The 25,818-nt window shown below is 65.1% G+C and carries 23 protein-coding genes; 8 read left to right on the forward strand and 15 right to left on the reverse strand.

Annotated elements, in window-relative coordinates:
* Positions 1-33: 33 nt before the first annotated feature.
* Positions 34-1,506: a 4-hydroxy-3-polyprenylbenzoate decarboxylase gene (ubiD, locus tag B4920_RS03085; RefSeq protein WP_079433154.1), complete on the forward strand. Its 1,473-nt coding sequence runs from the start codon at positions 34-36 to the stop codon at positions 1,504-1,506.
* 50 nt (positions 1,507-1,556) lie between these two features.
* Here the strand turns inward: ubiD and B4920_RS29845 are convergent, their stop codons facing one another.
* From B4920_RS29845 to tkt, 8 genes are all read right to left on the reverse strand, one after another.
* Positions 1,557-2,042, reverse strand: a complete 486-nt coding sequence (locus tag B4920_RS29845) for a hypothetical protein (RefSeq protein WP_216819729.1) — start codon at positions 2,040-2,042, stop codon at positions 1,557-1,559.
* Between the two features lie 6 nt (positions 2,043-2,048).
* Positions 2,049-3,146 (reverse strand): FAD-dependent oxidoreductase, encoded by a 1,098-nt coding sequence (locus B4920_RS03090; RefSeq protein WP_216819730.1) that lies wholly within the window; start codon positions 3,144-3,146, stop codon positions 2,049-2,051.
* Between the two features lie 214 nt (positions 3,147-3,360).
* Positions 3,361-3,945: an alpha-ketoglutarate-dependent dioxygenase AlkB gene (locus B4920_RS03095; protein WP_254050821.1), complete on the reverse strand. Its 585-nt coding sequence runs from the start codon at positions 3,943-3,945 to the stop codon at positions 3,361-3,363.
* Positions 3,946-3,949: 4 nt separating this feature from the next.
* On the reverse strand, positions 3,950-5,284 hold the full coding sequence (locus tag B4920_RS03100) for a (Fe-S)-binding protein (protein WP_079433155.1): 1,335 nt from the start codon (positions 5,282-5,284) through the stop codon (positions 3,950-3,952).
* Positions 5,285-5,414: 130 nt separating this feature from the next.
* Entirely contained in the window at positions 5,415-6,575 is a 1,161-nt protein-coding gene (locus B4920_RS03105; RefSeq protein WP_079433156.1) for a diguanylate cyclase, read from the reverse strand.
* Between the two features lie 177 nt (positions 6,576-6,752).
* The gene (locus B4920_RS03110; RefSeq protein WP_079433157.1) at positions 6,753-7,937 is read right to left on the reverse strand and encodes a phosphoglycerate kinase; all 1,185 of its coding nucleotides are present in this window, start codon (positions 7,935-7,937) and stop codon (positions 6,753-6,755) included.
* A gap of 67 nt (positions 7,938-8,004) precedes the next feature.
* Positions 8,005-9,033, reverse strand: coding sequence for a type I glyceraldehyde-3-phosphate dehydrogenase (gap, locus tag B4920_RS03115; protein ID WP_079433158.1), 1,029 nt, complete (start codon positions 9,031-9,033; stop codon positions 8,005-8,007).
* A gap of 94 nt (positions 9,034-9,127) precedes the next feature.
* Positions 9,128-11,158, reverse strand: a complete 2,031-nt coding sequence (gene tkt, locus B4920_RS03120) for a transketolase (protein ID WP_079433159.1) — start codon at positions 11,156-11,158, stop codon at positions 9,128-9,130.
* A gap of 170 nt (positions 11,159-11,328) precedes the next feature.
* Here tkt and B4920_RS03125 point away from each other — a divergent pair, with 170 nt between their 5' ends.
* The gene (locus tag B4920_RS03125) at positions 11,329-12,711 is read left to right on the forward strand and encodes a hypothetical protein (protein WP_079433160.1); all 1,383 of its coding nucleotides are present in this window, start codon (positions 11,329-11,331) and stop codon (positions 12,709-12,711) included.
* A gap of 4 nt (positions 12,712-12,715) precedes the next feature.
* Complete coding sequence (locus B4920_RS03130) at positions 12,716-14,413, forward strand: MORN repeat-containing protein (protein ID WP_079433161.1); 1,698 nt, start codon at positions 12,716-12,718, stop codon at positions 14,411-14,413.
* 24 nt (positions 14,414-14,437) lie between these two features.
* On the opposite strand, the gene B4920_RS03135 is transcribed toward B4920_RS03130, so the two are convergent.
* The gene (locus B4920_RS03135) at positions 14,438-15,313 is read right to left on the reverse strand and encodes a phosphoribulokinase (RefSeq protein WP_079433162.1); all 876 of its coding nucleotides are present in this window, start codon (positions 15,311-15,313) and stop codon (positions 14,438-14,440) included.
* A 142-nt stretch (positions 15,314-15,455) separates the two neighbouring features.
* Positions 15,456-16,262 (reverse strand): inositol monophosphatase family protein, encoded by an 807-nt coding sequence (locus B4920_RS03140; RefSeq protein ID WP_079433163.1) that lies wholly within the window; start codon positions 16,260-16,262, stop codon positions 15,456-15,458.
* 133 nt (positions 16,263-16,395) lie between these two features.
* On the opposite strand from B4920_RS03140, the gene B4920_RS03145 reads away from it, so the two are divergent.
* The 5 genes from B4920_RS03145 to B4920_RS03165 all read left to right on the forward strand — a co-directional run bounded on the left by B4920_RS03145 (position 16,396) and on the right by B4920_RS03165 (position 22,047).
* Positions 16,396-17,136 (forward strand): 16S rRNA (uracil(1498)-N(3))-methyltransferase, encoded by a 741-nt coding sequence (locus B4920_RS03145; RefSeq protein ID WP_079433164.1) that lies wholly within the window; start codon positions 16,396-16,398, stop codon positions 17,134-17,136.
* On the forward strand, positions 17,129-18,616 hold the full coding sequence (gene pap, locus B4920_RS03150) for a polyphosphate:AMP phosphotransferase (RefSeq protein WP_079433165.1): 1,488 nt from the start codon (positions 17,129-17,131) through the stop codon (positions 18,614-18,616). The genes B4920_RS03145 and pap overlap by 8 nt, the downstream gene beginning before the upstream one ends.
* A 55-nt stretch (positions 18,617-18,671) precedes the next feature.
* Positions 18,672-20,018 (forward strand): amino-acid N-acetyltransferase, encoded by a 1,347-nt coding sequence (gene argA, locus B4920_RS03155; RefSeq protein WP_173862634.1) that lies wholly within the window; start codon positions 18,672-18,674, stop codon positions 20,016-20,018.
* A 2-nt stretch (positions 20,019-20,020) separates the two neighbouring features.
* On the forward strand, positions 20,021-21,709 hold the full coding sequence (locus B4920_RS03160; RefSeq protein ID WP_079433166.1) for a GGDEF domain-containing protein: 1,689 nt from the start codon (positions 20,021-20,023) through the stop codon (positions 21,707-21,709).
* A 65-nt stretch (positions 21,710-21,774) separates the two neighbouring features.
* Positions 21,775-22,047, forward strand: coding sequence for an oxidative damage protection protein (locus tag B4920_RS03165; protein ID WP_079433167.1), 273 nt, complete (start codon positions 21,775-21,777; stop codon positions 22,045-22,047).
* A 6-nt stretch (positions 22,048-22,053) separates the two neighbouring features.
* On the opposite strand, the gene B4920_RS03170 is transcribed toward B4920_RS03165, so the two are convergent.
* From B4920_RS03170 to fliD, 5 genes are read right to left on the reverse strand one after another with little or no spacing between them, the layout of a single operon-like run.
* Positions 22,054-22,380, reverse strand: a complete 327-nt coding sequence (locus B4920_RS03170; protein ID WP_079433168.1) for an EscU/YscU/HrcU family type III secretion system export apparatus switch protein — start codon at positions 22,378-22,380, stop codon at positions 22,054-22,056.
* Positions 22,377-23,534, reverse strand: a complete 1,158-nt coding sequence (locus B4920_RS03175) for a flagellar hook-length control protein FliK (protein WP_079433169.1) — start codon at positions 23,532-23,534, stop codon at positions 22,377-22,379. Before B4920_RS03175 ends, B4920_RS03170 begins: the two co-directional genes overlap by 4 nt.
* A 27-nt stretch (positions 23,535-23,561) precedes the next feature.
* The gene (locus B4920_RS03180; RefSeq protein WP_079433170.1) at positions 23,562-23,906 is read right to left on the reverse strand and encodes a flagellar protein FliT; all 345 of its coding nucleotides are present in this window, start codon (positions 23,904-23,906) and stop codon (positions 23,562-23,564) included.
* Between the two features lie 19 nt (positions 23,907-23,925).
* The gene (fliS, locus tag B4920_RS03185) at positions 23,926-24,339 is read right to left on the reverse strand and encodes a flagellar export chaperone FliS (RefSeq protein WP_079433171.1); all 414 of its coding nucleotides are present in this window, start codon (positions 24,337-24,339) and stop codon (positions 23,926-23,928) included.
* Between the two features lie 31 nt (positions 24,340-24,370).
* Positions 24,371-25,756 (reverse strand): flagellar filament capping protein FliD, encoded by a 1,386-nt coding sequence (fliD, locus tag B4920_RS03190; protein WP_079433172.1) that lies wholly within the window; start codon positions 25,754-25,756, stop codon positions 24,371-24,373.
* Positions 25,757-25,818: the final 62 nt, after the last annotated feature.

The following is a 25,818-nucleotide window of genomic DNA, read 5'->3' on the forward strand; positions in this document are numbered from 1 at the left end:
GTTCGCATTTCAACCCTTCCAGTCATTCCTTCCATGCGATATACAGACCTGCGGGATTTCATCAGCCAACTGGAACGCCTCGGCGAGCTCAAGCGGATCAAGGCGGAAGTCGATCCGCACCTGGAAATGACCGAAATCTGCGACCGGGTGCTGCGCGCCGGCGGGCCGGCGATCCTCTTCGAGAATCCCAAGGGGCAACGCGTGCCGGTGCTGGCCAACCTGTTCGGCACGCCGCAGCGGGTGGCGCTGGGCATGGGCGTGAGCGGGGAGGACTGGCAGGGGGCGCTGCGCGAGGTCGGCAAGCTGCTGGCCTTCCTGAAGGAGCCGGAGCCGCCTAAAGGCCTGAAGGACGCCTGGGATAAGCTGCCGGTGTTCCGCCAGGTGCTCAACATGTCGCCGAAGACGGTGTCGTCGGCACCCTGCCAGGAGGTGGTGAAGGAAGGCAAGGACGTGGACCTCGCCGAGCTGCCGATCCAGCATTGCTGGCCGGGCGACGTGGCGCCGCTGATCACCTGGGGCCTGGTGGTCACCCGCGGCCCCAACAAGACCCGTCAGAACCTGGGCATCTATCGTCAGCAGGTGCTCGGATCCAACAAGGTGATCATGCGCTGGCTGGCCCACCGCGGCGGCGCGCTGGATTTCCGCGACCACCAGCTGGCCAATCCGGGCCAGCCCTTCCCGGTGGCAGTGGTGCTGGGCTGCGATCCGGCGACCATCCTCGGTGCAGTGACGCCGGTGCCGGACAGCCTGTCGGAGTACCAGTTCGCCGGCCTGCTGCGTGGCGCCAAGACCGAGCTGGTGAAATGCCTGGGTTCCGACCTGCAGGTGCCGGCCTCCGCCGAGATCGTGCTGGAGGGCGTGATCCATCCGGGCGAGACGGCTCTCGAAGGGCCTTACGGCGACCACACCGGCTACTACAACGAGCAGGCCGAGTTCCCGGTGTTCACCATCGAGCGCATCACCAGCCGGCGCGACCCGATCTACCACAGCACCTATACCGGCAAGCCGCCCGACGAGCCGGCGATGCTGGGCCTGGCCCTCAACGAAGTCTTCGTGCCGCTGCTGCAGAAGCAGTTCACCGAGATCGTCGATTTCTACCTGCCACCGGAGGGCTGTTCGTACCGGCTGGCGGTGGTCAGCATCAAGAAGCAGTACCCGGGGCACGCCAAGCGGGTGATGTTCGGCATCTGGAGCTTCCTGCGTCAGTTCATGTACACCAAGTTCATCATCGTGGTGGACGACGATGTGAACATCCGCGACTGGAAGGAAGTGATCTGGGCGCTGACCACCCGCATGGATGCGACGCGGGACACCACGCTGGTGGACAACACCCCGATCGACTACCTGGATTTCGCCAGTCCGGTCGCCGGGCTGGGCTCGAAGATGGGCCTGGATGCGACCAACAAATGGCCGGGCGAGACCCAGCGGGAATGGGGGACGCCGATCGTCATGGACGCGGCGGTCAAGGCGCGCGTCGATGCGATGTGGAGCGAGCTGGGGCTCTGACGGCCGGGATTCCGAGCGCTACGCTGTGTGGCGGGCGTGGTGCTCGCCGTTCAGGCGGCCACGCTTGCCATTGCGTGACTGCCGGTGTCGACCAGCAGGTCGTTGGCGGTCAGCGCGAAATCCTTCCATGCAGCAGCCAGTTCCCGGCGCATTTCCAGCTGGTAGTCCACGCTGGGCAGGTGTTCTTCGGCAAAGTTGGAGATTGCGCAGGAGCTGCGGTTGAAGCGCAGCGCGTCGTCCAGCAGGGCCTCGCAGAAGCCCTGGAAGGGTTCCAGGATGCGTAGCGTGAGTTCCGACCAGCCTCGCTCCACGCGGACTCCACGGCTGTCGAAGGGCAGCTCGTAGAGCATTTCCAGCGCCTCGCGGAAGAGCACTGCCGCCGTGTCGAGAATGGCCTGCTGGGTCAGGTGCTGGCGCCGCTGGGCCGACAGGTTGCGATGCAGCGTGATCCGGTAGCGCTCGAAGCTCTGTTTGCGCTGCTTGGCAACCCAGGCCGCAAAGCGGGCAACGCACAGATCGTTGGTTCCGATGCTCATGGCGTTTCAGTTCATCAGGGCCCGGTCGAGGGCCAGTTCCTTGAGGATGCGGCCGGCTGCCTCGAGGGCGCCTTCCATGTAGCCGCCACCGTAGCTGGCCGTTTCCGAGCCGCCGAAGTAGAGCTTGTCGTTCCAGTGGGACAGGCGCAGGGCCCGGTTCCCGTACTCCGGATGACCGTCTGGCGGGGTCTGGTCGAGGAGGCTGCAGGTGTAGGCCTCCGATGACCAGTCCTGGATGAACGGCGTGCTGCGCTCGGCGGCGGCGCCGAACAGCTGGACGAGCTGGCTGCGCACGAGCATCGGCAGACCGCTGCGGAAGGATTCCCGCAGGGCTGGCGGCAGCGCGACGAAGCCACCGAGGGCGGCACGTCCGGCCAGCTCGTCGCTGGCGTCGAACACCTCGGCCAGTGCGGCCTGAGGGTGGGTGACGAAGGCGTTGCCGGTATGGCCGGCGTCGCGCCAGAAGGGGCGCTCGAAACCGCACACCGCCTTCGCGCTGCCCGCCATCCAGGTGGGGGTGTCGCGCAGGACCTGACGCAGCGGCGCGGCGAGGGGCGGGGAAAAATCCACCCGCTCCTCGAGCAGGCGCGGCGGAACGGCCAGCACCACGTGGCGTGCGCTGACCGTGACGGGTTCATAGCCGCGCAGGAAATGCAGTTCCACATGATCGTCGCAGTTGCGCACGGCCATCAGCACGTGGCCGAAATGCAGGCTGTGTCGGGGCAGGCGCTTGGCAAGGGCGGTGATCAGCGTGCCGAAGCCGCCCGACACCCGCCGGGCGCCGCCATGAACCGGACCGGCGGACAGGGTGGTCGGTCCGGCGCCGGGATCCTTGAGGTGCAGCAGGGTTTCACCGTCAGCCTGGGGAAACGGGCTCAGCCCAAGGTCGGCGATCAGCCGGGCGATGCGGGGCTGGGTATCCGGCCAGAACCAGGTCGGCCCCAGATCGGTGGGGAGACCGGGAGTGGCAGCGTCACTGGACAGGATGCGGCCGCCGAGACGCGTGCGAGCTTCGAACAGGGCGACGTCTTCGCCGCGTGCGGCGAGGCCATTGGCGATCGCCAATCCGCATAACCCGCCGCCAACTATGACCGTGTCCAACATGCTGTTGCTCCGGATGATCGTTATGGCAGAGGATCAGCAATCTTCGTTCCATGTCATGGGGGGAACTGTGATTCATTGTTAAGTACATGAATCTAAAAATATTGTTTCCAGAGCACGGTGCGCAATAACCCTGTTTGTTTGTCGGGTTTGCGCCTGCTGGAGACATTTCTGCACCGTTGTAGGTTGACGTGCTTTTGCGATTGGTGCGCGAATGTCATGTTGCGGCGCCAACCTGACGAAAGGTCAGGTTGAGGCGCGGGCTGATGACGAGCGGGTCGGCCAGGACCGCGTGCTCCCAGGTCTGCTGAAAGGGCGGGTCCATGACCAGCAGCGTGCCGGCTGGGAGCGGAACGTGCACAGCCTCGCCACGGGGGCGAGGGCGGACGGAGAAGCTGCGGGTGGCGCCCAGGCTCAGGGAGGCGATGGCTGGCGCGGGGCCCAGGTCGGGTTCGTCGTCGGCATGCCAGCCCACGGTGTCCCGGCCGTCGCGATAGAGATTGAGCAGGACGGCGTTGAAGCGCAGGCCGGAAAGGTGCTGGACCCGTTCGCGCAAGGCTTGCAGTGTGGGCGTCCAGGTGTGGGAGTTGTGCAGGTTGTCTGCATAGCGATAGTCGATGCCGGGATCGGCGTGCCAGGCCTGCAGGCGGGGCAGCGCGAAGCGGCGGCCGGCGGCCAGGTAGTAGCCGTCGTTCCAGGGCGTCTCGGCGAGCAGGCGGTGGAACAGCTGGCCGGCCTCGGCCTCGTCGAAGAGGCGGCCGATCCGCAGCAGCGGGAGTGCCCGCATCGCGGTGAGCAACATCTTCTCAGGCCAGAGCGCGTTCGAGCAGGACAGCCACGTGCTGCGCCTGTCGTTCGGCGCCTTCGCGGATCTGGTGCCGGCAGGAGAAGCCGTTGGCGAGCACCGTGGCCTCGGGGGCGTTACGCAGCGCAGGCAGGAGGTCGAGTTCCGCCATCTGCAGTGAGATGTCCCGGTGCTCGGCATCGAGGCCGAAACTACCGGCCATGCCGCAGCAGCTGGCTTCGATGAATTCGAACTCGAAGTCGGGAATCAGGCGGAGCACTTTGCGCAGGGACTTCATCGCGCCGACCGCCTTCTGGTGGCAGTGGCCATGTACCAGGGTCTTGCCGTCCGGTAGCGGCTTCAGCGTGAGTTGCAGGTTCTTGCGGTCGTGCTCGCGGGCGATGAACTCCTCGAACAGGTAGACCTGCTTGGCGAGCTTTTCTGCGTCGGCCCCCAGGCCCAGTTTGAGGTGATCGTCGCGCAGGGACAGGATGCAGGATGGCTCCAGCCCGACGATGGGAACGCCCGCCTCCAATGCCGGACGCAGGGCGGCGTGCATGCGCCGTGCTTCGGCACGGGCGGCGTCCACCTGACCGAGGGACAGGTAGGTGCGGCCGCAGCACAGGGGCCGGGTGGGCTCGGTAGCGTCTGAGAGAGGTTCCAGGCTGGTGACACGATAGCCGGCGGCACTGAGCACCGCATGGGCGGCGTGGGCGATGGCCGGGTCGAAGTGACGGGCAAAGGTGTCCACGAAGAGGATCACTTCCCGTTCGCCTGAGCCGGCGGTGGCTGGCGGACGGTAGGCCTCCGGGCTGGGTTCCGGCAGCACGCGCTGGGCCGAGATGCCCAGCCAGCGCTCGCCGAGACGCGCCAGAAATGGCAGACGGTTGCGCAGCCGTACCAGTTGGCGCACCACTCCGCGATGGGCCAGCAGCCGGGGCAGGGCGGCGAATAGCCGGTCCCGGCGCGGGGTGCCGAGGGCCAGGTTGCGCTGGGCCTGGTATTCGATCTTGATGGCGGCCATGTCTACCTGGTTGGCACATTCGCGCTTGCAGCCCTTGCAGCCGACGCACAGCTCCATCGCAGCGGCCAGGCGCGGGTCGGCAAAGGGGGCCTCGCCCAGTTCGCCGTTGAGGGCGGCCTTCAGCAGCAGTACGCGTCCGCCGGGGGAATGGCCCGGATCGTCGGTGGCGCGGAAGCTGGGGCACATGACGCCCTTGGGTTTGCGCTGGCACAGGCGGTCGCTGATGCAGACGGCGACCGCCTTGGCAAAATCGCCTCCGTGGGTCGGAATCCCGGCATAGGCATCGCCTTGTCCGGCGGTCTCATAGGATGACCAATCCAGTTGATGTTTCATTGCTCTCTCCGTACCGGAGAGAGCAAGCAAACTGGGTGCCAAGATGGCTCTTTATTAAAAACAACAGCTTGCGACCAAGAAGTGTGTCGTGTTTGCGACAGCGGGATGAGAAGATCCGGGCGGGTGGCCCTCAGGCGCTGTGCCAGCGGTTGCCCCCTGCGCCCTTGGCCGTGTACATGGCCTGGTCGGCAAGAGCCAGCAGATGGTTGAGATCGTAACCATTGTCGGGGTAGCAGGCCACGCCGATGCTGATGCCGAGCCGGCAGCCGGGGAAGTCGCCGCCGGGCAGTGCCACCACGGTGGCGATGATGCGCTCGCAGAACAGTGCGATATCCCTGTCCCCATGCAGCGTGGGGCACAACATGACGAATTCATCGCCGCCGACGCGCGCCACGATGTCGGTGGCACGGGCCGTGGTTTCGAAACTGTCGGCCAGGCTGATCAGGATCTGGTCGCCAGCGAGATGGCCGAAGCTGTCATTGATCGGCTTGAAGCCGTCCAGGTCGAGCATCAGCAGCGTTCCGGGCTGGGCATCGATGTTGGCGCGGGACAGGATCCCTTCCGCGGCTTCGACAAAGGCCTTGCGGTTGGCGATGCCGGTCAACGGATCGTGGCGTGCCATCTCCCGCCAGCGGCGGCTGTCGGCTTCCACGCTGCGGTATTTACCGAGCATGCCGAAGACGATCAGCAGGAAATTGGCGAGGGCGAGTACGAAGGCTCCGGTCTGAATGGCGCGCAATTGCTGGGTTCGATGTACCGACTCCTGTTCGAGCACGGAGGTGAGGGTGTTCATCAGGTCCAGGATCTCACGGTTGTGGCGCACCATGTAGTCGGCGGCGAAGGCGATTTCACCCGCGTCGGGTATCTGCGGCCGGGCAGGGGAGGCGATGCGCTCCAGTGGGGCAATGAGCCGGCGGGCGGCGCCCACTACGCGGGCGCCCTCGCCATCAACCCGCTCCAGCTGCAGGGGTGTGCCATCGCCACCCTGGGTCTCTCCGCCATCCGCAAAGGCACCCAGTGTGCGGCGGAACAGTCCGAAGGCTTCGCTGAACTCCTGGCGTGCGGCATCCGGGTTGCCCTTGCCGGTGGTGGCCAGCAACAAGGCCTTGGTGGTCTGCTGCGAAAGCATCCGCTGGCGGCCGGCCAGGTTGATGGCCACTGCATCGCGGGCAACCTGGTCGGCAATCCACAGGTTGATCAGCAGCACTGTCAGATCGAGGGCGACGAACATGACGATGGCCACCATCAGGCGGCGAGGCGATCCCAGCAGGGCACTTACCGGAATGGGCATGAATCGCGTCTTTCGTCTATTCGGGGAGGCCGGTGCCAATGCAAATGGGTGTTGGATGAATTATCGTCAATGAATGCCCAATTTGAAGCGTGCCGTTGAGGGCCGGTAAACATTTGCAGCAGAAAATGAAAATGCGGCCCGGGTGGGCCGCATCCAGGTCCGCCGGGGAATGCTCGCTCAGTCGTTGAAGCGGGCTTCCAGCGCTGCGATGGCCGGCAGGGTCCTGCCTTCGAGGAACTCGAGGAAGGCGCCACCGCCGGTGGAGATGTAGCCCACGTCGTCGGCGATGTGGAACTTGGCGATGGCTGCCAGGGTGTCGCCGCCGCCGGCGATGGAGAAGGCTTCGGAGTGGGCGATGGCCGAGGCCAGCATCTTGGTGCCGCCGGCGAACTGGGGTAGTTCGAAGACGCCGACCGGTCCGTTCCAGACGACGGTGCCCGCATTGGCGATGATCTGGGACAGCTTGGCGGCGGCCTTCGGGCCAACGTCGAGAATACGGTCGTGGGGACCGACGTCATCGACGGAGACCTTGTTGGCACGGGCCATGGCGGACACTTCGTCGGCGACGACGACGTCTTCCGGTAGCGGCACTTCGGCGCCGCGGGCCTTCATGATGTCCATGATGGCCTGGGCTTCCTTGACCAGCTCGGGCTCGGCCAGGGATTCACCGATGCGCTTGCCGGAAGCCAGCAGGAAGGTGTTGGCGATGCCACCACCGACGATCAACTGGTCCACCTTGTCGGCCAGGGATTTGAGGATGGTCAGCTTGGAGGACACCTTGGAGCCACCGACGATGGCCACCAGCGGGCGGGCCGGGGCGTGCAGGGCCTTGCCGAGGGCGTCGATCTCGGCGCCCATCAGGATGCCGGCGCAGGCCACGGGGGCGAACTTGGCGATGCCGTGGGTGGTGGCTTCGGCGCGGTGGGCGGTGCCGAAGGCGTCGTTCACATAGACGTCGCACAGGGCAGCCATCTTTTGCGCGAGCTCTTCGTTGTCCTTCTTCTCGCCCTTGTTGCAGCGGCAGTTCTCGAGCAGCACGACCTCGCCGGCGGCGATGTCGAAACCACCGTCCACCCAGTTCTGGATCAGGCGCACCGGCTTGCCGAGCAGCTGGCCGAGGCGCACGGCGACGGGGGCGAGGGTGTCGTCGGCCTTCAGTTCGCCCTCGGTCGGACGACCCAGGTGGGAGGTGACCATCACTGCCGCACCGCCGTCGAGGGCGTACTTGATGGACGGGATCGAGGCGCGGATGCGGGTGTCCTCGGTGATGTTGCCGGCGTCGTCCTGGGGTACGTTGAGGTCGGCGCGGATGAAGACCTTCTTGCCCTTGACGTCGAGATCGGTGAGTTTCTTGACTTGCATGATGATGTTCTACGTGTCGTCGGATGTGAAAACGCCCCGCACAGGGCGGGGCGTCGATACGGCGGAATTACTTGGCGTTGACGAAGGCACGGGCCGCGTCGAGCATGCGGCAGGAGTAGCCCCACTCGTTGTCATACCAAGCCAGCACCTTGACCAGGGTCGAACCGTCTTCACCCTTGATGACGCGGGTCTGGGTGGCGTCGAAGGTGGAAGACACGGTGGTGTGGTTGAAGTCGGAGGACACCAGCGGCTCGGTGTTGACGGCCAGGATGCCCTTCAGCGGGCCGTTGGCCGCAGCGGTCAGCAGCTCGTTGATTTCTTCCTTGGTGGTGGCGCGCTCGGCGGTGAAGGTGAGGTCAACCAGGGACACGTTGATGGTCGGGACGCGCAGCGCGAAGCCGTCGACCTTGCCCACCAGTTGGGGCAGCACCAGGCCGACGGCCTTGGCAGCACCGGTTTTGGTGGGGATGATGTTGGCGGCAGCGGCACGGGCGCGGCGCAGGTCCTTGTGGCGGACGTCCACGGTCACCTGGTCGTTGGTGTAGGCGTGGATGGTGGTCATCAGGCCCTGCTTGATGCCGACGCTGTCGGCCAGGATCTTGGCGACCGGGGCCAGGCAGTTGGTGGTGCAGGAGGCGTTGGAGACGACGGTCATGTCGCCCTTCAGGGCCTCTTCGTTCACACCCATGACGATGGTGGTGTCCACATCGTCACCGCCGGGGGCGGAGATCAGCACGCGCTTGGCGCCCTGCTCGAGGAGCGCGCCGGCCTTGGCCTTGGTGGTGTAGGCGCCGGTACACTCCAGCAGCACGTCCACGCCGTGGGCGCCCCAGTTCACGCCCTTCGGATCCTTGGTGGAGTAGAACGGGATCTTCTTGCCGTCGATGATGATGACGTTGTCGCCTTCGGTTTCCACGGAGGTGGCGAAGCGGCCATGGGTGGTGTCGTACTTGAGCAGGTGGGCATTGGTGGCCAGATCGCCGGAGGCGTTGATGGCGACCACGTCAAACTCGTTTTGCAGACCCTGCTCGTAAATGGCGCGCAGCGTGCAGCGACCGATACGACCGAAACCATTGATGGCAACTTTGATGCTCATCGACTCTTCTCCCTAGTGTAAATGCACGAAACCGAAATTCACTGACCTGCGGTGCCCTGTGGCACCACAGGTTTTGTCTGGGGCGCGCGGCCGGTCAGGCGATGACCTTCCTGACCGCAGCAACCACGGCGTCGGCAGTGATGCCGAAGTACTTGAACAGCTCGCCGGCCGGGGCGGATTCGCCGAAGCGGTCCACGCCGATGACTTCGCCCTCCAGACCGACGTATTTGCGCCAGCCGTCGGTGACACCCGCTTCGACGGCGACCCGCGGCAGGCCCTTGGGCAGCACGGCAGCACGGTAGGCGGCGTCCTGGCGGTCGAAGACATTGGTGCTGGGCATGGAAACCACCCGAACGGCGACGCCTTCTTCGGCGAGCTGCTTCTGGGCGGCCAGGGCCAGCGCCACTTCCGAACCGGTCGCTATGATAACGGCTTGCGCACTGTTTGCCTGTGAACCAGTGCCCGAATCGGACAAGACGTAGCCGCCACGGCGGATGTTGGCTACCTGTTCGGCATTGCGCGGCTGGAAGGGCAGGTTCTGGCGTGAGAAGGCGAGGGCGCTCGGGCCGTCGGCGCGTTCGATCGCCGATGCCCAGGCCACCGCCGACTCGGTGGTGTCACAGGGGCGCCACACGTCCATGTTGGGAATCAGGCGCAGGGTGGCGGTCTGCTCGACCGGCTGGTGGGTCGGGCCGTCTTCGCCAAGGCCGATGGAGTCGTGGGTGAACACGAAGATCTGGCGCACCTTCATCAGCGCCGCCATGCGCAGGGCGTTGCGGGCGTATTCACTGAACATCAGGAAGGTGGCGGTGTAGGGCACCAGGCCGCCGTGCAGGGCGATGCCGTTGGCGATGGCGGCCATGCCGAATTCGCGCACGCCGTAGTACACGTAGTTGCCGCCGCTGGTCTTGCTGACGCCCTTGGCGCCGGACCACAGGGTCAGGTTGGAGCCGGCCAGGTCGGCGGAGCCGCCGAGGAGTTCGGGCAGCTTGGGCGCGAAGGCTTCGATGCTGTTCTGGCTGGCCTTGCGGGTGGCGATGGTTTCGCCCTTGTCGGCGATCTTGGCCAGCACCGCGTCCACGTGGGCCGCCCAGTCGGCAGGCAGCTCGCCGGCCATGCGGCGGGTGAACTCGGAAGCGAGTTCGGGGAAGGCGTCGGCATAGGCGGCGAAGCGGGTGTTCCACTCGCCTTCCAGCGCGGCGCCCTTTTCCTTGGCGTCCCAGGCGGCGTAGACGTCGGCGGGCACTTCGAAGGGCGGGTGGTTCCAGCCGATGTAGGCGCGGGCGGCCTCGATCTCGGCGGCGCCCAGCGGGGCGCCGTGCACGTCGTGGCTGTCCTGCTTGTTGGGAGCGCCGGCGCCGATGATGGTCTTGCAGCAGATCAGGCTGGGGCGGCCGGTTTCGGCCTGGGCGGCCTTGAGGGCGGCCTCGATTTCGACCGGGTCGTGGCCCTGCACGTCGCGCACCACGTGCCAGCCGTAGGCTTCGAAGCGCTTCGGCGTGTCGTCGGTGAACCAGCCTTCGACGTGGCCGTCGATGGAGATGTTGTTGTCGTCGTAGAAGGCGATCAGTTTGCCGAGGCCCCAGGTGCCGGCCAGCGAACAGGCCTCGTGGGAGATGCCTTCCATCAGGCAGCCGTCGCCGAGGAATACGTAGGTGTGGTGATCGACGATCTCGTGGCCGGGACGGTTGAAGTCGGCGGCGAGGATCTTTTCGGCCAGCGCCATGCCGACTGCGTTGGTGATGCCCTGGCCAAGGGGGCCGGTGGTGGTTTCGACGCCGGGGGTGTAGCCGACTTCCGGGTGGCCCGGGGTGCGGCTGTGCAGCTGGCGAAAGTTCTTGAGGTCGTCGATGGACAGGTCGTAGCCGGTCAGGTGCAGCAGGGCGTAGATCAGCATCGAGCCGTGGCCGTTGGACTGCACGAAGCGGTCGCGATCGGCCCACTTCGGGTTCGCCGGGTTGTGGCGCAGGTGGCGACGCCACAGCACCTCGGCGATTTCGGCCATGCCCATCGGGGCGCCCGGGTGGCCGGAATTGGCCTTCTGGACGGCGTCCATGGCCAGCGCGCGGATGGCGCCAGTCAGGGGGTTGAAGACGGGCAGCTTGACATTACGCGTAGAAGACATCGAAAGAACCTTCGGCCGGGGGTGCGGCGCGCAAAGACCGTAATTATCCTTGATTTTCTGGCACTTGGGTAGCCTTGCCCGGATTGGGGGAGCGCATGGGCCGGAAGGCTTGGCCGCGCAAAATCTGCGGCATAATCCGGGCTCAACATTTACTTACATTCGTCCCGTCGATGTCCTTGCGCCTCCTTGCCGTGGCTGCCCTGTCGTGGGTGGCGCTGACCCTGAGCGGATGCAGTTCGGTCAAGTACACCGTCGACGATGGCCGCAAGGTGAACGAGACGCTGCTCGCCAATCTGCGCTTGCTTGGTCATGGCGAGCGCGCGTTGCGGCCGGCCATCGTGCGTTCGGCGGCGCTGAAGGATCCAGATTGCAGCCACCAGTGGGAGCTGCCGTTCAGCGTCGCAACGAGCTATGAATGGGAGGAGGACGACCGCGTGGCCTGGGTGCGGGCGCTGCAGGTGGATGAGCGCCTGACCATCGTCGGTGCGGCACCGGACTCGGGCTTGCAGGTTGGTGACAAGCTGATCGAACTGAAGGGCTACAGCCGCCGGGATGCCAACAAGATGCTGGCCGAGCTGGCCGAGCTGCGCGACAGCGGCAAGCCCTTTCCGGTCAAGACGGCACAGGGCAAGACCGTCACTATCAAGCCTCTGCAGGTGTGCCGCGGCTATGCGCGTCTGGCGCCGCCGGTGACGCCGACCTACCAAGACTACCACTGGTTGATGAGCATCTATCCGCTCCATGTGTTCGGTCCGCAGATCAGCCCGGACGAAGCCTTGTGGGTGGTGTTGTGGACCCAGGGTCTGTCCGAGGAGGGTGGGGCGCGGATGAAGACCTATCACTACACCAAGGAGGTCGTGACGACGCTCTTCGAAATCGCCACGCTGGCCACCGGTCTCAATGCGGCGGCGCAGGCCGCCAAGGTGGCGGTCGATCAGGCGGCGCAGGCAGCAGCTGCCGCGGCGGCCAAGTCGGCGGGCGAAGCCATCGCGAAGCAGGCCCTGCAGGAGGCGGCCCGCAGCATCGCCGAGCAGGCCGGCAAGGAATACGCGCAGAAAGTGGGCGAGGAGATCGCCAAGTCAGCGGGGCGCCAGCTCGGCAGTGTGTTGCGGGACAGCTTCATGGCGCGGGTCGGCATGTCGGTGTCCAGCCTGTCGTGGGTGGCGACGACGGCTTTCGACGATGCGGACCGCTGGGTGTTCGACCGTATCGGCAAGCTCGGCGGTGACCCGCTGGCTGGCGCGACGCTGCATCAAAAGCTGCTCGACGCCAATGTGATCAGCAATCCCTTCGTGTTCGATGAAGACCGCCTGCAGCGCTATGCGGCCCTGGCCCGCCAGATGCAACGGGAGGAGATGCTGGCCGCGGTGTTGAAGGGCGAGTCCCTGGATGTGTTTGCGCTGAAGATCGGCGATTTGCAGAGTGCTTCCGACGAGAGCGGGCAGCTGGCCCTGCAGATGGCCAGCGACGATGTGCTGCCTGCGGGTGGGGCGGCGAGCGGCGGTTTGATCGATGTAATGCTGAGAATGCCTTTGGAATCGGGTGGAGATTGAATTGATGAACAAGTTGCAGCGTCGTGGGCTGGCTGTGGGCCTGTGGGCACTGGCCGGGTGTGCCTGGGCCCAGCAGGCCTTGCCGGAGGCTTCCGGCATGCCCGACACCTCGGGCGGCGTGGCGGCAGAGTGTCCGGTGCTGCTTCAGGAGGCCGAGGCGCATTTCGAGCAGGGCCGTCAGGCGTCGTCCGCCAGGCGCTGGAAGGAGGCTCAGCCGCTGCTGAGTAATGCCAGCGGGGGGTTCCTGAAAGTCGCGGCAGCCTGTCCGTCGGTTGCCGTGCAGGCAAACCGGCAGGGCGACCGTGCCACTACCGAGCTGAAGCTGGTCGAGGCGGCCATCAGCCACCAGGGCGAGTGCCTGCCGCGCTTCGACAAGGCGCTGGACCTCGATATCCGGGCTGCTGCGGCCAAGTCGGAGAAGGGGGATCCGGTGGAGGTCGAGCGCCTGCTTGCCGAAGCCGAGATGACGTGGCGGGAGGCGGTGGCGGTGTGTCAGTCGCCCCATCGGGAAAAGGCGGAAAAGAGCCTGGCCGCCACCGTGAAGGTGCGCACCGCCAATGCTGAGCTACTCAGTGCCGGGCCGGCCTGTGACGCGGCCTGGAAGAACGCTACCGCGCTCATCGACTATGCCAAGGTGGCGTGGCGGGACAAGCGCTGGGACGACGCAGCGATGCTCTACGGCAAGGCCGTGATGGCCTGGGAGGGGGCCGTCGACAAGTGTCCGGGCACGCGGCAGCAGCAGGCTCAGCGCAAGGTCGAGCAGACCCAGACCGATGCCCATAACGCCGAGTTCTGCGGCCCGCTGTGGGATGGTGCGACGGATCTGAGCCAGCGTCTGAAGGGCGGGAGTGGCGGCCTGTCCGCGACCGAGAAGGACCTGTTGTCGATGAAGGCCGAGGTGGCCTGGCGCGACGCCGCCGGTCAGTGTCTTGGCAGCCCGCAGAATCTGGCACGCAGCAATGCGGATGCGTTGGCCCGCGAGCGGGGCACGCCGCTGCCGGCGAATGCGCAGGCCCTGTACGGAAGCCGCAAGCCGGTGCCGGTTTCCGAGCCGGTTGCCGTCAAGACCTCCGTTGTGCCGGCTGTGACGGCGAGTGTTGTCGCTGCGACTGCTGTGGCGCCGGTGGCGAAGCTCACGGAGCCCGCCGCGGCAACCAGCCGCAAGGAAGGCCCGGCGCAAGCCACCTTTGTGGCCGGCGATACCACCTACAGGGGCAATTTCACGATGGATCCGAAGAGCGGTGTCGTGAGCGGTACAGGGAGCGTCGAGTGGGCCAATGGCGAGCGCTTCAGCGGCACCCTGGTCGATGGTCGCCGCCATGGCCGGGGGCGTTTCAGCTGGGTTGGTGGTCAGTGGTACGAAGGCGACTGGGCGGACGACCGGGCCGTAGGGCAGGGCGTGATCCAGTATCCGGGAGGCAATCGCTACGAGGGGGCGGTGGTGGATGGCGAGCCGTCGGGGCGTGGCACGCTGGTCTTTGCTTCCGGTGATCGCTATACCGGCGATTTCGTGCGCGGCCTCTTCCACGGCCAGGGCCGCTATGCCTGGACCAACGGCAACCGCTACGACGGCGCGTGGAATCTTGGCAAGAAGCATGGCCATGGGCGCCTGAGCTGGGCTTCCGGCGATGCCTGGGAGGGCGAATTCCGCGACGATCTGAGGACGGAGTCGGGGCGCAACATCGCCGTGGCTGCGCATTGAGAGCGGCTGCCGCCGTCGGTCAGCTCACACCCACTGGCGGCGGCGTTCCATCAGCTTCCAGATCAGCGGCGTGAGGATCAGCTGCATCGCCAGGTCGAGCTTGCCGCCCGGCACCACGATGGTGTTGGCGCGGGACATGAAGCTGTCGTGGATCATGCGCAGCAGGTAGGGGAAGTCCACCCCGCGCGGGTCGCGGAAGCGGATGATCACCATCGACTCGTCGGCGGTCGGGATGTCGCGGGCAATGAAGGGGTTGGACGTATCCACCATCGGTACGCGCTGGAAGTTGATGTGGGTGTGGGAGAACTGCGGGACGATGTAATGCACGTAGTCGTGCATGCGGCGCAGGATGGTCTCCTGCACGGCCTCCAGCGAGTAGCCGCGGGTCTTGGTGTCCCGGTGGATCTTTTGTATCCACTCCAGGTTGGTGATCGGAACGACACCTATCAGCAGATCGGCGTGCCGACAGGTATTGACCTTGTCGGTGATCACCGCGCCGTGGAGCCCCTCGTAGAACAGGCAGTCGGTGTCCGGCGGCAGTTCCTCCCACGGAGTGAAGTTGCCCAGCTTGAGGCCGCGGCGGGCAGCTTCCTCGGCATTGTGCAGGTAGAAGCGGCGCTTGCCGCCACCGGATTCGCCATAGGTGCGGAACAGTTGTTCCAGGTCTTCGAGCAGGTTGGCTTCCGGGCCGAAGTGGCTGATGCCGCGTCGCCCCTGGCTTTCCGCGTCGATGATCAGATCGCGGATTTCTTCGCGCGTATAGCGATGGAAACTGTCGCCCTCGATGACCGCGGCATTGACCTTTTCCCGCCAGAAGATGCCTTCGAAGGTGTGCTTCACCGTGGTGGTGCCGGCGCCTGACGAGCCGGTCACCACGATGATCGGGTGCTTCATGGACATGGGTTGCTCTCGAAAGTGAATGGTTTTGGCACAGGGCACGGTGGCATGGCCTGTGCCAAAAGCGCTCAACTTCCGGCGTGAAGCCTGGTCCAGCGGTATTGCAGCAAAAAGCGGGCCGCCTTTGGGGAGGCCCGCAGGCGGTTCAGGAGTGAGTGTTGAGCCAGACCCGCCACTGGTCGAACAGGGCCGGGCTGGCGGCGGCGATCACCGAGCGCTTGATGGCCGGCCCGGCGGTCAGAGGGGTGCCGCCGAGGGTGCTGTAGCAGCCGCCGGCCTCTTCGAGGATCAGGCGGCCGGCCGCGTAGTCCCACAACATCTGTCCGCCATGCAGGTAGACGTCCAGGCGACCGGCGGCCACGTAGCACCATTCGAGGGCGCTGGAGCCGAAGTTGCGCTGGGAGTAATACGGGGGACGTACTGCCAGTTCGTCGCCGAGGTGGTGGCTGATGCGCTTGAAGTCCACACCGGCTACCGCGTCCTTGAGGCGGGTGGTCGGGCTGCGCAGTGGCAGGGTCACATCGTTGAGCCACGCGCCGGCACCGCGGCCGGCATAGAAGGCTTCGTCGGTGACCGGGTTGTACACCACGCCGAGCTGGGTCTTGTGATTGACCAGGTAGGCCACCGCCACTCCGAAGAAGGGAATGCCGTTGGCGAAGTTGGTGGTGCCGTCGATGGGGTCGATGACCCACAGGCCGTCCACGCCGGCTTGCCACACGCGACCTTGTTCCTCGGCGGTCATCTCCTCGCCGAGAACGGGAGCCATGATGAGCTGGGGCAAGCGTTCGACGAGCGCGGCCTGGGAGGCCAGATCGGCTTCGGTCAGCACGCTGCCGTCGGCCTTGTGCTCGCGCACGGCACGCAGGTAACGGGGCAGGATGGTCTCGCGGGCCATCTGGCGAACCAGTTCGGCCAGGGAGCGGGCAAGTTCGAGGCGTTGGGCGCTGGTCATCGGGTGGCCCGCTGGACGGTGGAGGGATGGTTGCCCTGGAAGATGGGCTGAGCCATGATCGGGAGCGCGGAGAGACTGATCGGCATTTTGTTTCAATCCCGTTTAAACACGCGGTTTTGCGGATAATAGCACGATGAATCCGCGCTTCTTCTGCCCTGACGGGCTCGCTCCCGAGAGCGACATGCCCCTGCCTGCCGACGTCGCCCATCACGCCGAGCGTGTGTTGCGGCTGGCGGTCGGCGATGAAATCGTGCTCTTCGACGGTCGAGGTGGCGAATGTGCCGCGACCCTGCAGGCCCTAGGCAAACAGCCGGTGGCTCGCCTCGGCCCGCGTCTGGAGGTGGAGCGGGAGTCGCCGCTGGCGATCACCCTGGTGCAGGCCCTGGCGAGCGGCGACAAGATGGACTGGATCGTGCAAAAGGCCGTCGAGCTCGGCGCGGTGGCCGTACAGCCGGTGGCGGCCGAGCGCTCGGTGCTGAAATTGTCCGGCGAGCGGGCCGCCAAACGGGTGGCTCACTGGCAGCAGGTGGCTGTGTCGGCCTGTGAGCAGTCCGGCCGCAACCGGGTGCCGCAGATCGCCGAAATCCTTCCTCTCAACAAATACCTGGCCCAGGCGGTGGAGGGTAACCGGCTGATCCTGGCGCCCGGCGCCGCGGGGGCGCTGGCCCGCAAGCCCCGGCCTTTGGGGCCGTTGCATGTGCTGATCGGCCCCGAAGGCGGTTGGTCGCCGACCGAGCTGGCCCTGGCCGAGCGGGCCGGCTGTGCGCCGCTGGCGCTGGGGCCGCGCGTATTTCGTACCGAAACCGCCGGGCTGGCGGCGCTGGCTGCCCTGCAGACCCTGTGGGGCGATTTTCCGGGAGAGAGCGATGTTTGAATCCGCTGAACTGGGTCATCGGCTGTCGAAGGCCGATTACGATGCGGTTGAGCCTCAGCTGCGCACCGATCTGCTCGAAGTTCAGTTTGAATTGCTGGAGCAAAAGGGCTTCGCCGCGGTGATCCTGATCAACGGGATCGACGGGGCCGGGCGCGGTGAGACGGTGAATCTCCTCAACGAATGGATGGATCCCCGCCACATCGAGGTGCACACCTTCGACAAGCCCACCGACGAGGAGCGTGAGCGCCCCTTCCTGTGGCGTTTCTGGCGGGCCTTGCCGCCCAAGGGAAAGATCGGCGTGCTGTTCGGCAACTGGTATTCCGAGGCCATCGGTGATCGGGCCTTCGGGCGCATCAAGAAGGCGCGTCTCGACCAGCAACTGGCCGAGTTCAACCGTTTTGAGGCGATGCTGGCGGCGGAGGGGGTGTTGCTCCTCAAATTCTGGTTCCATCTGTCCAAGCAGGCCCAGAAAAAGCGGCTGAAGGCGCTGGAAGCCAATCCGGACACCCGCTGGCGGGTGCGTGACTCGGATTGGCAGGTATATGAGGAATACGAGCGCTACAAGGATGTGGCCGAGCACGTGCTGCGCCAGACCAGTACCGGCATCGCGCCATGGGTGATCGTGGACGGTTCTGATCCGCAATACCGTGCGGTGCAGGTCGGGCGGACCTTGCTGGAGGGGCTGCGCCGCCGTTGTGAGCATGTCGCACGGGGTTTTCGCACCCGCCAGACCGCGGCGCCGCTGGCTCCGGCGGTAGACGAGCGCAATCTGCTCAATGCGATGGTTCTCAACCAGCCGCTTGATAAGAAGGACTACGACAAGCAGCTTGAGAAACTGCAGGGGCGGCTGGCCCTGGCCGTGCGCAGCGAGGCGTTTGCGAGCCGCAGCCTGGTGCTGGTCTTTGAGGGCATGGATGCGGCGGGCAAGGGCGGAGCGATCCGTCGCGTCACCCAGGCGCTGGACACGCGCCAGTATCACGTCACGCCGATTGCCGCGCCAAGCGACGAGGAGCGCGCTCAGCCCTATCTGTGGCGTTTCTGGCGTCATCTGCCGCGGCGCGGGCGGGTGGCGATCTTCGACCGCTCCTGGTATGGCCGGGTGTTGGTGGAGCGTGTCGAGGGCTTTTGCTCCGAGCCGGACTGGATGCGTGCCTATGCGGAGATCAATGATTTCGAGGATCAATTGGTGTCAGCCGGTGTGATCGTCGTCAAGTTCTGGCTGTCCATCAGTGATGAAGAGCAGCTGCGGCGTTTCAAGGCCCGCGAGGAACAGGCTTTCAAGCGCTACAAGATCACCGACGAAGACTGGCGTAACCGTGAGAAGTGGCCGCTCTATGAGCCCGCGGTGTGCGACATGATCGATCGCACAAGCACGGAAAATGCGGGTTGGACTCTGGTCGAAGCGGATAATAAATATTACGCTAGGGTAAAAGTGCTGCAGACTCTGGTGGACAAGCTGGACGTCGCATTGCAGAAATGAAAGAAGTGCAAAATAAAATGTTGTGTTGCTCAACCCCGATGGTCTGGAAGTGTCTGTGAATTCGCCTGCTACCGTTCCGGAGCGTGCCGAGCAGTTGTCCCAGCGTTTTGTCGCCTGGGTGCGTGCGGCGGCGCCCTATATCCATGCCTTCCGCGGCAAGACTTTCGTGCTCGGCTTCGGCGGCGAGGTGGCGGGTGCCCACCTGGTCGAGAAGCTGGCGTACGACTGCAATCTGCTGGCGGCCCTGGGGGTCCGGCTGGTGCTCGTGCATGGAGCACGTCCGCAGATCGAGGCCGAGTTGACCCGCCGTGGTCTGATCTCACGTTATCACAAGGGGCTGCGTGTCACCGACGCCGCGGCGCTGGAGTGTGTGAAGGCGGCCGTGGCCGTGACGCGGCTTGAAGTCGAGGCGCAGCTTTCGCAGGGCTTGCCGAACACGCCGATGGCCGGTAGCTACATGCGCGTGACCGGTGGGAATTTCGTCACAGCCAAGCCGGTCGGCGTCGTCGATGGCGTCGATTACGGCTTCACCGGTGCGGTGCGCAAGGTGATCGCCGAAGAAATCGCTGCTGACCTGGATCAGCAGAACGTGGTGCTGATGTCGTCCCTGGGCGTGTCGCCGGCCGGTGAGATCTTCAACATGAGCATGGAGGCGGTCGCTGAAGCGGTGGCCGTTGCGCTCAAGGCCGAGAAGCTGATCTACCTGTGCGATGCGCCGGGCCTGCTCGATGCAAGGGGGGGGCTCATCGAGGCCATCACCGCCGACGACGCGGAGGCGATGCTCAACGCCGGCGAGGGGCTGACCGAGGATCTCGACCTGTACCTGCCCTGCGCGATCCGGGCGGTACGCCAGGGGGTCGGGCGGGCGCACCTGATCGACCGGGACAAGGACGGTGGCCTGTTGCTGGAGTTCTTCACGCCCCAGGGGGTCGGCACGGTACTGACCCGCGATCCCTTGTTCCGCTTGCGTGAGGCAACTGTCGAGGACGTGGGGGCGTTGGGTAGTGTGATTGCGCCGATGGAAGCCGATGGCACGCTGGTGCGGCGCAGCCGCGAACGGCTGGAGCAGGAAATCGAGCGCTTCACCGTCGTCGAGTACGACGGCGTGCTGGTGGGCTGCGCGGCCCTGTATCCCTTCATGGACGAACGTGCCGCGGAGATGGCTTGCGTGGCTGTCGTGCCGGAGCACCGGGGGGCCGGGTTGGGCGAAATGTTGCTGCGTCGCATTGAGGTACGTTCGCGCTTACTCGGTGTGGAGCGTCTGTTCGTGCTGACGACCCGGACTGCGGATTGGTTCCGGGAGCGGGGTTTCCGTGAGGTGCCGCCGGCGGAGTTGCCGCGACAGAAGCTCGAAATGTACGACGTCAGCCGCCGCTCCAAGGTTTTCATGAAGGCCTTGTGACGATGCTGCCGATGGCCTGGTTCGAGCTTCGCGTCTTTTCCGCGCTGGGTCGCTGGCCCGCGCGGAAATGGCTGTTGCTCCTGCCGGGCCTGACGGGCTTGCCTGCGCATGCGGCGCTGCCGCCGGGCATGGAGTCGCCGGAGGTGACCTTGACGGCGGGCCTGGCGACGATGGCCGGTCTGGCGGGGGCCTACCTGTTCCTGCGCCGTCAGCGCCTGACGCGACCCGAGGAAACTGCGCAGTCTGCCAAGCCGGTTGTGGAGATCGGCGCATGGCCTGCTTCCGGAGGCGATGGGGACGTACGGGTGCCGCCTTTAGACGGCGGGACACGCTATTTCCTGGAGGCAGCGGCGGCCGATCGTGGCATTGAGGGCTGGATCGATGCCGACGGAGTCCTGTTCTGGATCAATGAGGCGATCGAGAAGGCCACGGGTTACAGCGTCCATGAGGTTCTCGCCGGGGATTTCATTGACTTGCTCGTCTATGACCGGGATCGGAGGTATTGCCGCGATCAGCTCGTCCAGGCGCTGACGGGCGGCACCTCCACCGAATTTGAATTGCGGCTCGTCACCAAGGGGGGCACGACCGTCTGGATGCTTGGCCGCTGGCAGCCGATCCGGAACGATGCCGGTCGGCTGTTGGGCCTGCGGGCCACGCTGAACGACATCCAGGCCCGCAAGGAGGCCGAGTACAAGCTGCTCGAGTCGGTGGCCGCACTACGTCGTGCTCAGGCCCTTTCCGAGCATTATCTCCGGCGCAGCAACGAGGAACGTTCCCGTCTGTCGGCACTGCTGGACGTTGTCCGTGTAGGCATCCTGTTCATGGATGCGGACCGTCGGGTCGTGTACTGCAACCGTGCGCTCTACGACATCTGGACCCTGGCGCCGGGGGAGAGCTTCGTGGGGGTTCGCGACGTGGTGCTGCAGCAGCACGTGATGGAACGGATTGCAGATCCGGCGGGCTATCAGCGGCATATCGCGGACGTGTTGAGCAATCGGGAGCCGAGCGAGCCCTACGAGATCGGTTTTCTCGATGGTCGGATCGTGACGGATTTTTCACGTGTAGTGCTCGGCCCGGAGGGGGCCCGGCCCATCGGTCGTATCTGGGTCTTCGAAGACGTGACTGAGCAGCGCAAGGTGGCGGGCCAGTTGATGCGCCTGGCCGAACGCGATCCGCTGACCAATATCTACAACCGGCGGCGTTTTCACGAAGAACTGGAGCGCATGTTGGCGGACGGCTGTCGCCACGGGGAGGACATCGGCCTGCTGTCCATCGACCTGGACGGCTTCAAGCCGGTCAATGACAATTTCGGCCACCAGGCCGGTGACAGGGTGCTGATCGGCCTGGCTGCCGCGGTAGTCGCGGTGGTGCGCCGCAACGAAATGTTCTTCCGGATGGGCGGCGATGAGTTCGCGATCCTGGTGCCTTCGGGGACGAGGGTTGAACTGGCCGAACTGGCGCGTCGGGTGTGCGCCTGTATCGCGGCCCTGCACTTCGATTGCGGAACGGAAAGCGTCGGAGTGACGGCCAGTATCGGGATTGCCATCAGTTCGGGTTGCGGAAACGATGGGGAATCCTTGATCGGTGCTGCCGACAGGGCGATGTATGTGGCCAAGTCCCGCGGGGGGAATGCGTGGGCTTTTGCTGAAAGTGATGAGGGGCGACTGGATCGCCCCGGCGCGGCGGGCTAGAATCTTGCTATCCCATGGGCGGCAGCGGTGCTGCTCCGGAATCCCAATTCGAGAGGTGAAGAAACATGGCACGCATGGTCAACTGTGTGAAGCTCGGTCGTGAGGCCGAAGGTCTGGATCTGCCGCCGATTCCCGGCGAACTCGGCAAGAAGGTCTTCGAGAACGTTTCCAAGGAAGGCTGGCAGCAGTGGGTCAAGCATCAGACCATGCTGATCAACGAGAACCGCCTGAACCTGATGGATGCACGCGCGCGCAAGTATCTGGCCGAACAGATGGAGCGTTATTTCTTCGGTGGCGGTGCCGATCAAATCGGCGGCTACGTTCCGCCCAAGCCCTGAGGCTGTTTAGTTCTGTACCGTTTGCGCGGCCCCGTTTCCCGGGGCCGCGGTCTTTTGGGTGCCTTGCTCCAGGCTGTACAGCCAGGCCAGCAGTTCCGCCACCACCACGTAGAGTTCGGGTGGAATTCGGGTGTCCAGATCCACCTGCATCAGGAGCGCCACGAGTTCGGGGGATTCGTGTACATAGACTCCGGCTTCCTTGGCGCGGGCGATGATCTCCGTGGCGATCAGGCCACGCCCCTTGGCGACCACCGTAGGCGCCGACGTGCTGGCGTTGTAGGCCAGCGCGACCGCTTCGGCGCGTACTTCAGACGGGGCCTCGGGGCGGTTCACTGCGTGCTCCGGAGCTCGGCAACCAGCCCGGTGAGTGGCACATTGGCGGCGGATAGCGCATCGGCGAGGCGTGACTCGCCGGACTGCAGCGTATCGCGCGTGGTGCTGTCGTCGGCGAGCAGACGCACCGCCACGCCGGCAGGGGTCAGGTGCAGCCGGGCTTCGATGCCGCCGAGACTCGGCAGGGTCAGCCGCAGGGTCGAGTTCCAGTAGGCTTCGGGTTCCTCGTCGTCGCTGTCGGCGCTCCTCTCGTCGCGGGACGGATCTTCAATTTCCCATTCCATGGTCTGCCCCGGCCAGATCTGCCCTTGCCAGACCGCCTGGTGGGTGGCCAGGGTGTCCAGTTGCTGATGCACGATGGACAACAGTTTTTCGGCGATCGGCGCGGCATTGTCGGTTTTTCCACCAACGGAGGCTGCATTTGCCTGGCTGCTGGCCGCTTCCTGAGCACCGCTCAGGAGTGTCTCCCGGGTGGGCTGGGGCGTTACCAGGTCCGGCAGCGGTCCTCCGGTCGGGGATGGGCTTGGGAGCTGGGCTCCAGTCGTCGGTGCCTGGGGCGTCGCCGGCATGCTGCCCTGGGGTTCCTTGCGCAGGGCTGATGTGTCCAGTTGCCCGGAAAGCCAGCGGGCCTGGTGGGCCTCGTAGAACAGGCCACTCTCCGTGACCGCCGTCCCGAGCTGGCCAGCCAGCTGGGCCGTGGCGGCAGGGGTTTGGGGGGCGCTTGGCAGCAAGGGTTGGCCGCCATTGAGGCTGGCGCTGGGCACGGCCGGCTGCCCCGTCAGCAGGAAACTGATCAGTTTACCGGTCTGGCTGAGGGCGGCTTGGCTGGGTGTGGCTGTTTCAATGGTCGGTTGGGCCAGGGTCGCCATGACCGCCTGGGGCGTGACCTTGCTGACGATGAGTTCGAGGGTGTCCCCCGCTTTCACCGATTGGGGCAGGGACAGGATGACTTCGCGTCCATCGATACGGGCGTGATAGGTATTATCCTGGGCGACCGATTGCAGGCTGGCCGTGATGCGCTGCCCCGGCGTGAAGTCGGGCAGGATGGACGTGACGGCCCGGACGCGGGCAGTCGGGGCGACGGTGGGCTCACCGGAGAAGAAGCTCGCCTCCGTGAGCATCCGCAGGCGGGAGGCGAGGTCGCCGGGGATCATGGTGAAACCACCTGCCTGCCCCTGCGCTTAACTCTTGTCGGGGTCGCCGTAGGCCTTGCGTACGTTCCGTTCCTTCGTGCCGCCGGACAGCAATTGGCGCACGTTGTCCATCCAGGGTTCGGTGTGTACGCGCACTTCCTTGTCGTCATCGAGGATGCGGCGGATCAGAGCCACTTTTTTCTGGCGTTCTTCCTCGGACATGCGTCTCTGGCGGCCCGGAAATGCGAGGGCTTCTTCGACGCCAAGACGATCGCGCAGGGATGCCACCTGCCGCTCGAGGCGGGTGAGGCGATCCCAGTCGTTGGCGCGGGCAGCATCGACCATCTCGGTCGAGTAGGTGCTCATTTGTTCCAGGAGGGCAAGGGAACTCATGCAGGTATCTCCGGCGGTCTTAACGGTTGGCCTGGTCGGGGGTGCCGATTTCTTCCCAGGCGCCTTTCAGTTCGGTGAGCAACTTGGCGACTTCGTCGAGGGCCGGCTTGCTGTTGTGCAGGTTGGCGTAGAGGAGTCGCTGCATCATGTAGTCGTACAGGGCGCCAAGGCGTTCGGCGAGATCCCCGCCCGCTTCGTAATCGAGACTGACCTTGAGGCCGTTGCCGATGATTTCGATCGCGTGGGAGATGGCCTTGCCTTTGGCGGGGATATTCTGTGCTTCGAGGGCCGCCGTAGCGGTGCCGATCTGCAGAAGGGCGCCTTCAAACAGCATCAGGATCAGCTTGTGCGGATCGGCAGTGGAAACCCCGGTTTCGAAACCGACTTCGCTGTAGGCTGCGGCGGCACGACGGGCGGCGAGGCCGAACGACATCTTGTTCTCCGTTTGGGTTGGGCTTTACGGCTTATTTGCTGAGGAGCGCGAGTTGCTGCGTGAGGTAAGTGCTCGTTGTACCCATGCTGGTCATCGTGGTGTCGAGCGCCGTAAATTGGGTCCGGTAGGTTTGTTCGATGATCGCCAGACGGTTGTTGATTGCATCGATCCGTTTGCTGATGCCCTTCACGCTGGCATTGAGGCCGTCGGTCCGGCTGGCAATCACACCACTCGTTCCAAGCAGGTCGGTCGTCGTCGTCTTCAGCGCGCTGCCGTAGGCGCCAATGGCGGTCGCGACGGCCGAGAAGTCGGTGCTGGCAGCCTTGTCGAATTTGGTGCTGTCCACCTTCAGGCTGCCATCGCTCTGGAACGATACGCCTAGGGAGCTCAAGGTCTGATATGCACTGCCGGACAGGCTCGCAGGCGTGCTGGTCAGTGCGGAGCGCACCTGCGACTGAATGGTGCGCAGGGAGGCATCGCCGTTGAGGATGGCCGAGGTCTTGGTGGTCGGATCGTAGGCGCCGAGGCTCTTGATCGACGAATTCAGGTTGTTGTACGCCGTTACGAAGGCGTTCAGTTTGTCCTTCAGGTCCGACGTGTCACGCGTGACGGTCAGGGTTGTCGAGCCCGTCTTGTTGACGGTCAGGTCGATACCATCGAGGGCGCTGGTGATGGTATTGCCCTTGGTGGCGATCGACACCCCCTGGATCTTGACGACCGCATCGGTTGCCGCCAGGGTCTGCGTAAAGGCGCTTCCCGCTGCGACCGGCGTACCCGGATTGGCGGGGTCGACGAATGTGGCTGTTCCGCCAAGGGTGACGGTACTGGCCGTGCCGCCCGTGGTGGCGGTCAACAGCAGATTCTGCTTGCCATTGGTGTCGGTGACGATGCTCGCACTGGCGCCCGCATTGGCATTGTTGATCGCATCGCGCACGGCGGTGAGCGTGTTCTGGCTGCTGTCCAGCGTGATGGTCGACGTGGTGCCGGACGCCAGCGTCAATGTCAGGGTGCGGGAGCTGTCCGATCCAAAGTCGAGCGCTGTCGCTCCGGCAGTGTAGGTCGTGTTCAGGGCGAGGCGCTGATTGGTAGCCAGGGACGTGACGTCGATGGCGTAAGTACCTGCGACCGCGGAATTGCTGGCCGTGGCGGAGGCAATCGTCGAGTCGGCAAAAGTTGCCTTGTAGGCGGAAAAAGATGCCGTTGCCGTCTGGCCCGTGGTCGGCGTGAGGGCTTTCGCTGCCGCTTGCAGGGACGAAAGGGCGCTTTTCAGCGTACCGATTGCCGAAATTTTGGATTGATAGCTGGATTGCTGCGTCTGCAGCCGGCTAAGCGGTTGTTTTTCAACCGACATCAGGCCGGTAACCAGCGACTCGACGTTAAGGCCCGAGCCGAGACCTGCAGATGAAATACTTGCCATGACGCACCCCCGTGATGCGGTGTTCCTGCTGATTGCGATTACGGCTGGCGCAAAGGAAACTT

The organism is Zoogloea sp. LCSB751 (assembly GCF_002028455.1).
Classification (GTDB): Bacteria; Pseudomonadota; Gammaproteobacteria; order Burkholderiales; family Rhodocyclaceae; genus Zoogloea.

Coding starts and splice junctions, on each gene's coding strand:
- gap (WP_079433158.1), bottom strand. CDS start 9,033: ATGAGCATCAAAGTTGCCATCAATGGTTTCGGTCGTATCGGTCGCTGC.
- B4920_RS03090 (WP_216819730.1), bottom strand. CDS start 3,146: ATGTTGGACACGGTCATAGTTGGCGGCGGGTTATGCGGATTGGCGATC.
- B4920_RS03160 (WP_079433166.1), top strand. CDS start 20,021: ATGCTGCCGATGGCCTGGTTCGAGCTTCGCGTCTTTTCCGCGCTGGGT.
- tkt (WP_079433159.1), bottom strand. CDS start 11,158: ATGTCTTCTACGCGTAATGTCAAGCTGCCCGTCTTCAACCCCCTGACT.
- B4920_RS03125 (WP_079433160.1), top strand. CDS start 11,329: ATGTCCTTGCGCCTCCTTGCCGTGGCTGCCCTGTCGTGGGTGGCGCTG.
- B4920_RS03100 (WP_079433155.1), bottom strand. CDS start 5,284: ATGAAACATCAACTGGATTGGTCATCCTATGAGACCGCCGGACAAGGC.
- B4920_RS03175 (WP_079433169.1), bottom strand. CDS start 23,534: ATGATCCCCGGCGACCTCGCCTCCCGCCTGCGGATGCTCACGGAGGCG.
- B4920_RS03110 (WP_079433157.1), bottom strand. CDS start 7,937: ATGCAAGTCAAGAAACTCACCGATCTCGACGTCAAGGGCAAGAAGGTC.
- B4920_RS03140 (WP_079433163.1), bottom strand. CDS start 16,262: ATGACCAGCGCCCAACGCCTCGAACTTGCCCGCTCCCTGGCCGAACTG.
- B4920_RS03145 (WP_079433164.1), top strand. CDS start 16,396: ATGAATCCGCGCTTCTTCTGCCCTGACGGGCTCGCTCCCGAGAGCGAC.
- B4920_RS03165 (WP_079433167.1), top strand. CDS start 21,775: ATGGCACGCATGGTCAACTGTGTGAAGCTCGGTCGTGAGGCCGAAGGT.
- fliD (WP_079433172.1), bottom strand. CDS start 25,756: ATGGCAAGTATTTCATCTGCAGGTCTCGGCTCGGGCCTTAACGTCGAG.
- B4920_RS03095 (WP_254050821.1), bottom strand. CDS start 3,945: ATGTTGCTCACCGCGATGCGGGCACTCCCGCTGCTGCGGATCGGCCGC.
- pap (WP_079433165.1), top strand. CDS start 17,129: ATGTTTGAATCCGCTGAACTGGGTCATCGGCTGTCGAAGGCCGATTAC.
- B4920_RS03130 (WP_079433161.1), top strand. CDS start 12,716: ATGAACAAGTTGCAGCGTCGTGGGCTGGCTGTGGGCCTGTGGGCACTG.
- B4920_RS29845 (WP_216819729.1), bottom strand. CDS start 2,042: ATGAGCATCGGAACCAACGATCTGTGCGTTGCCCGCTTTGCGGCCTGG.
- B4920_RS03135 (WP_079433162.1), bottom strand. CDS start 15,313: ATGTCCATGAAGCACCCGATCATCGTGGTGACCGGCTCGTCAGGCGCC.
- B4920_RS03180 (WP_079433170.1), bottom strand. CDS start 23,906: ATGAGTTCCCTTGCCCTCCTGGAACAAATGAGCACCTACTCGACCGAG.
- ubiD (WP_079433154.1), top strand. CDS start 34: ATGCGATATACAGACCTGCGGGATTTCATCAGCCAACTGGAACGCCTC.
- B4920_RS03105 (WP_079433156.1), bottom strand. CDS start 6,575: ATGCCCATTCCGGTAAGTGCCCTGCTGGGATCGCCTCGCCGCCTGATG.
- fliS (WP_079433171.1), bottom strand. CDS start 24,339: ATGTCGTTCGGCCTCGCCGCCCGTCGTGCCGCCGCAGCCTACAGCGAA.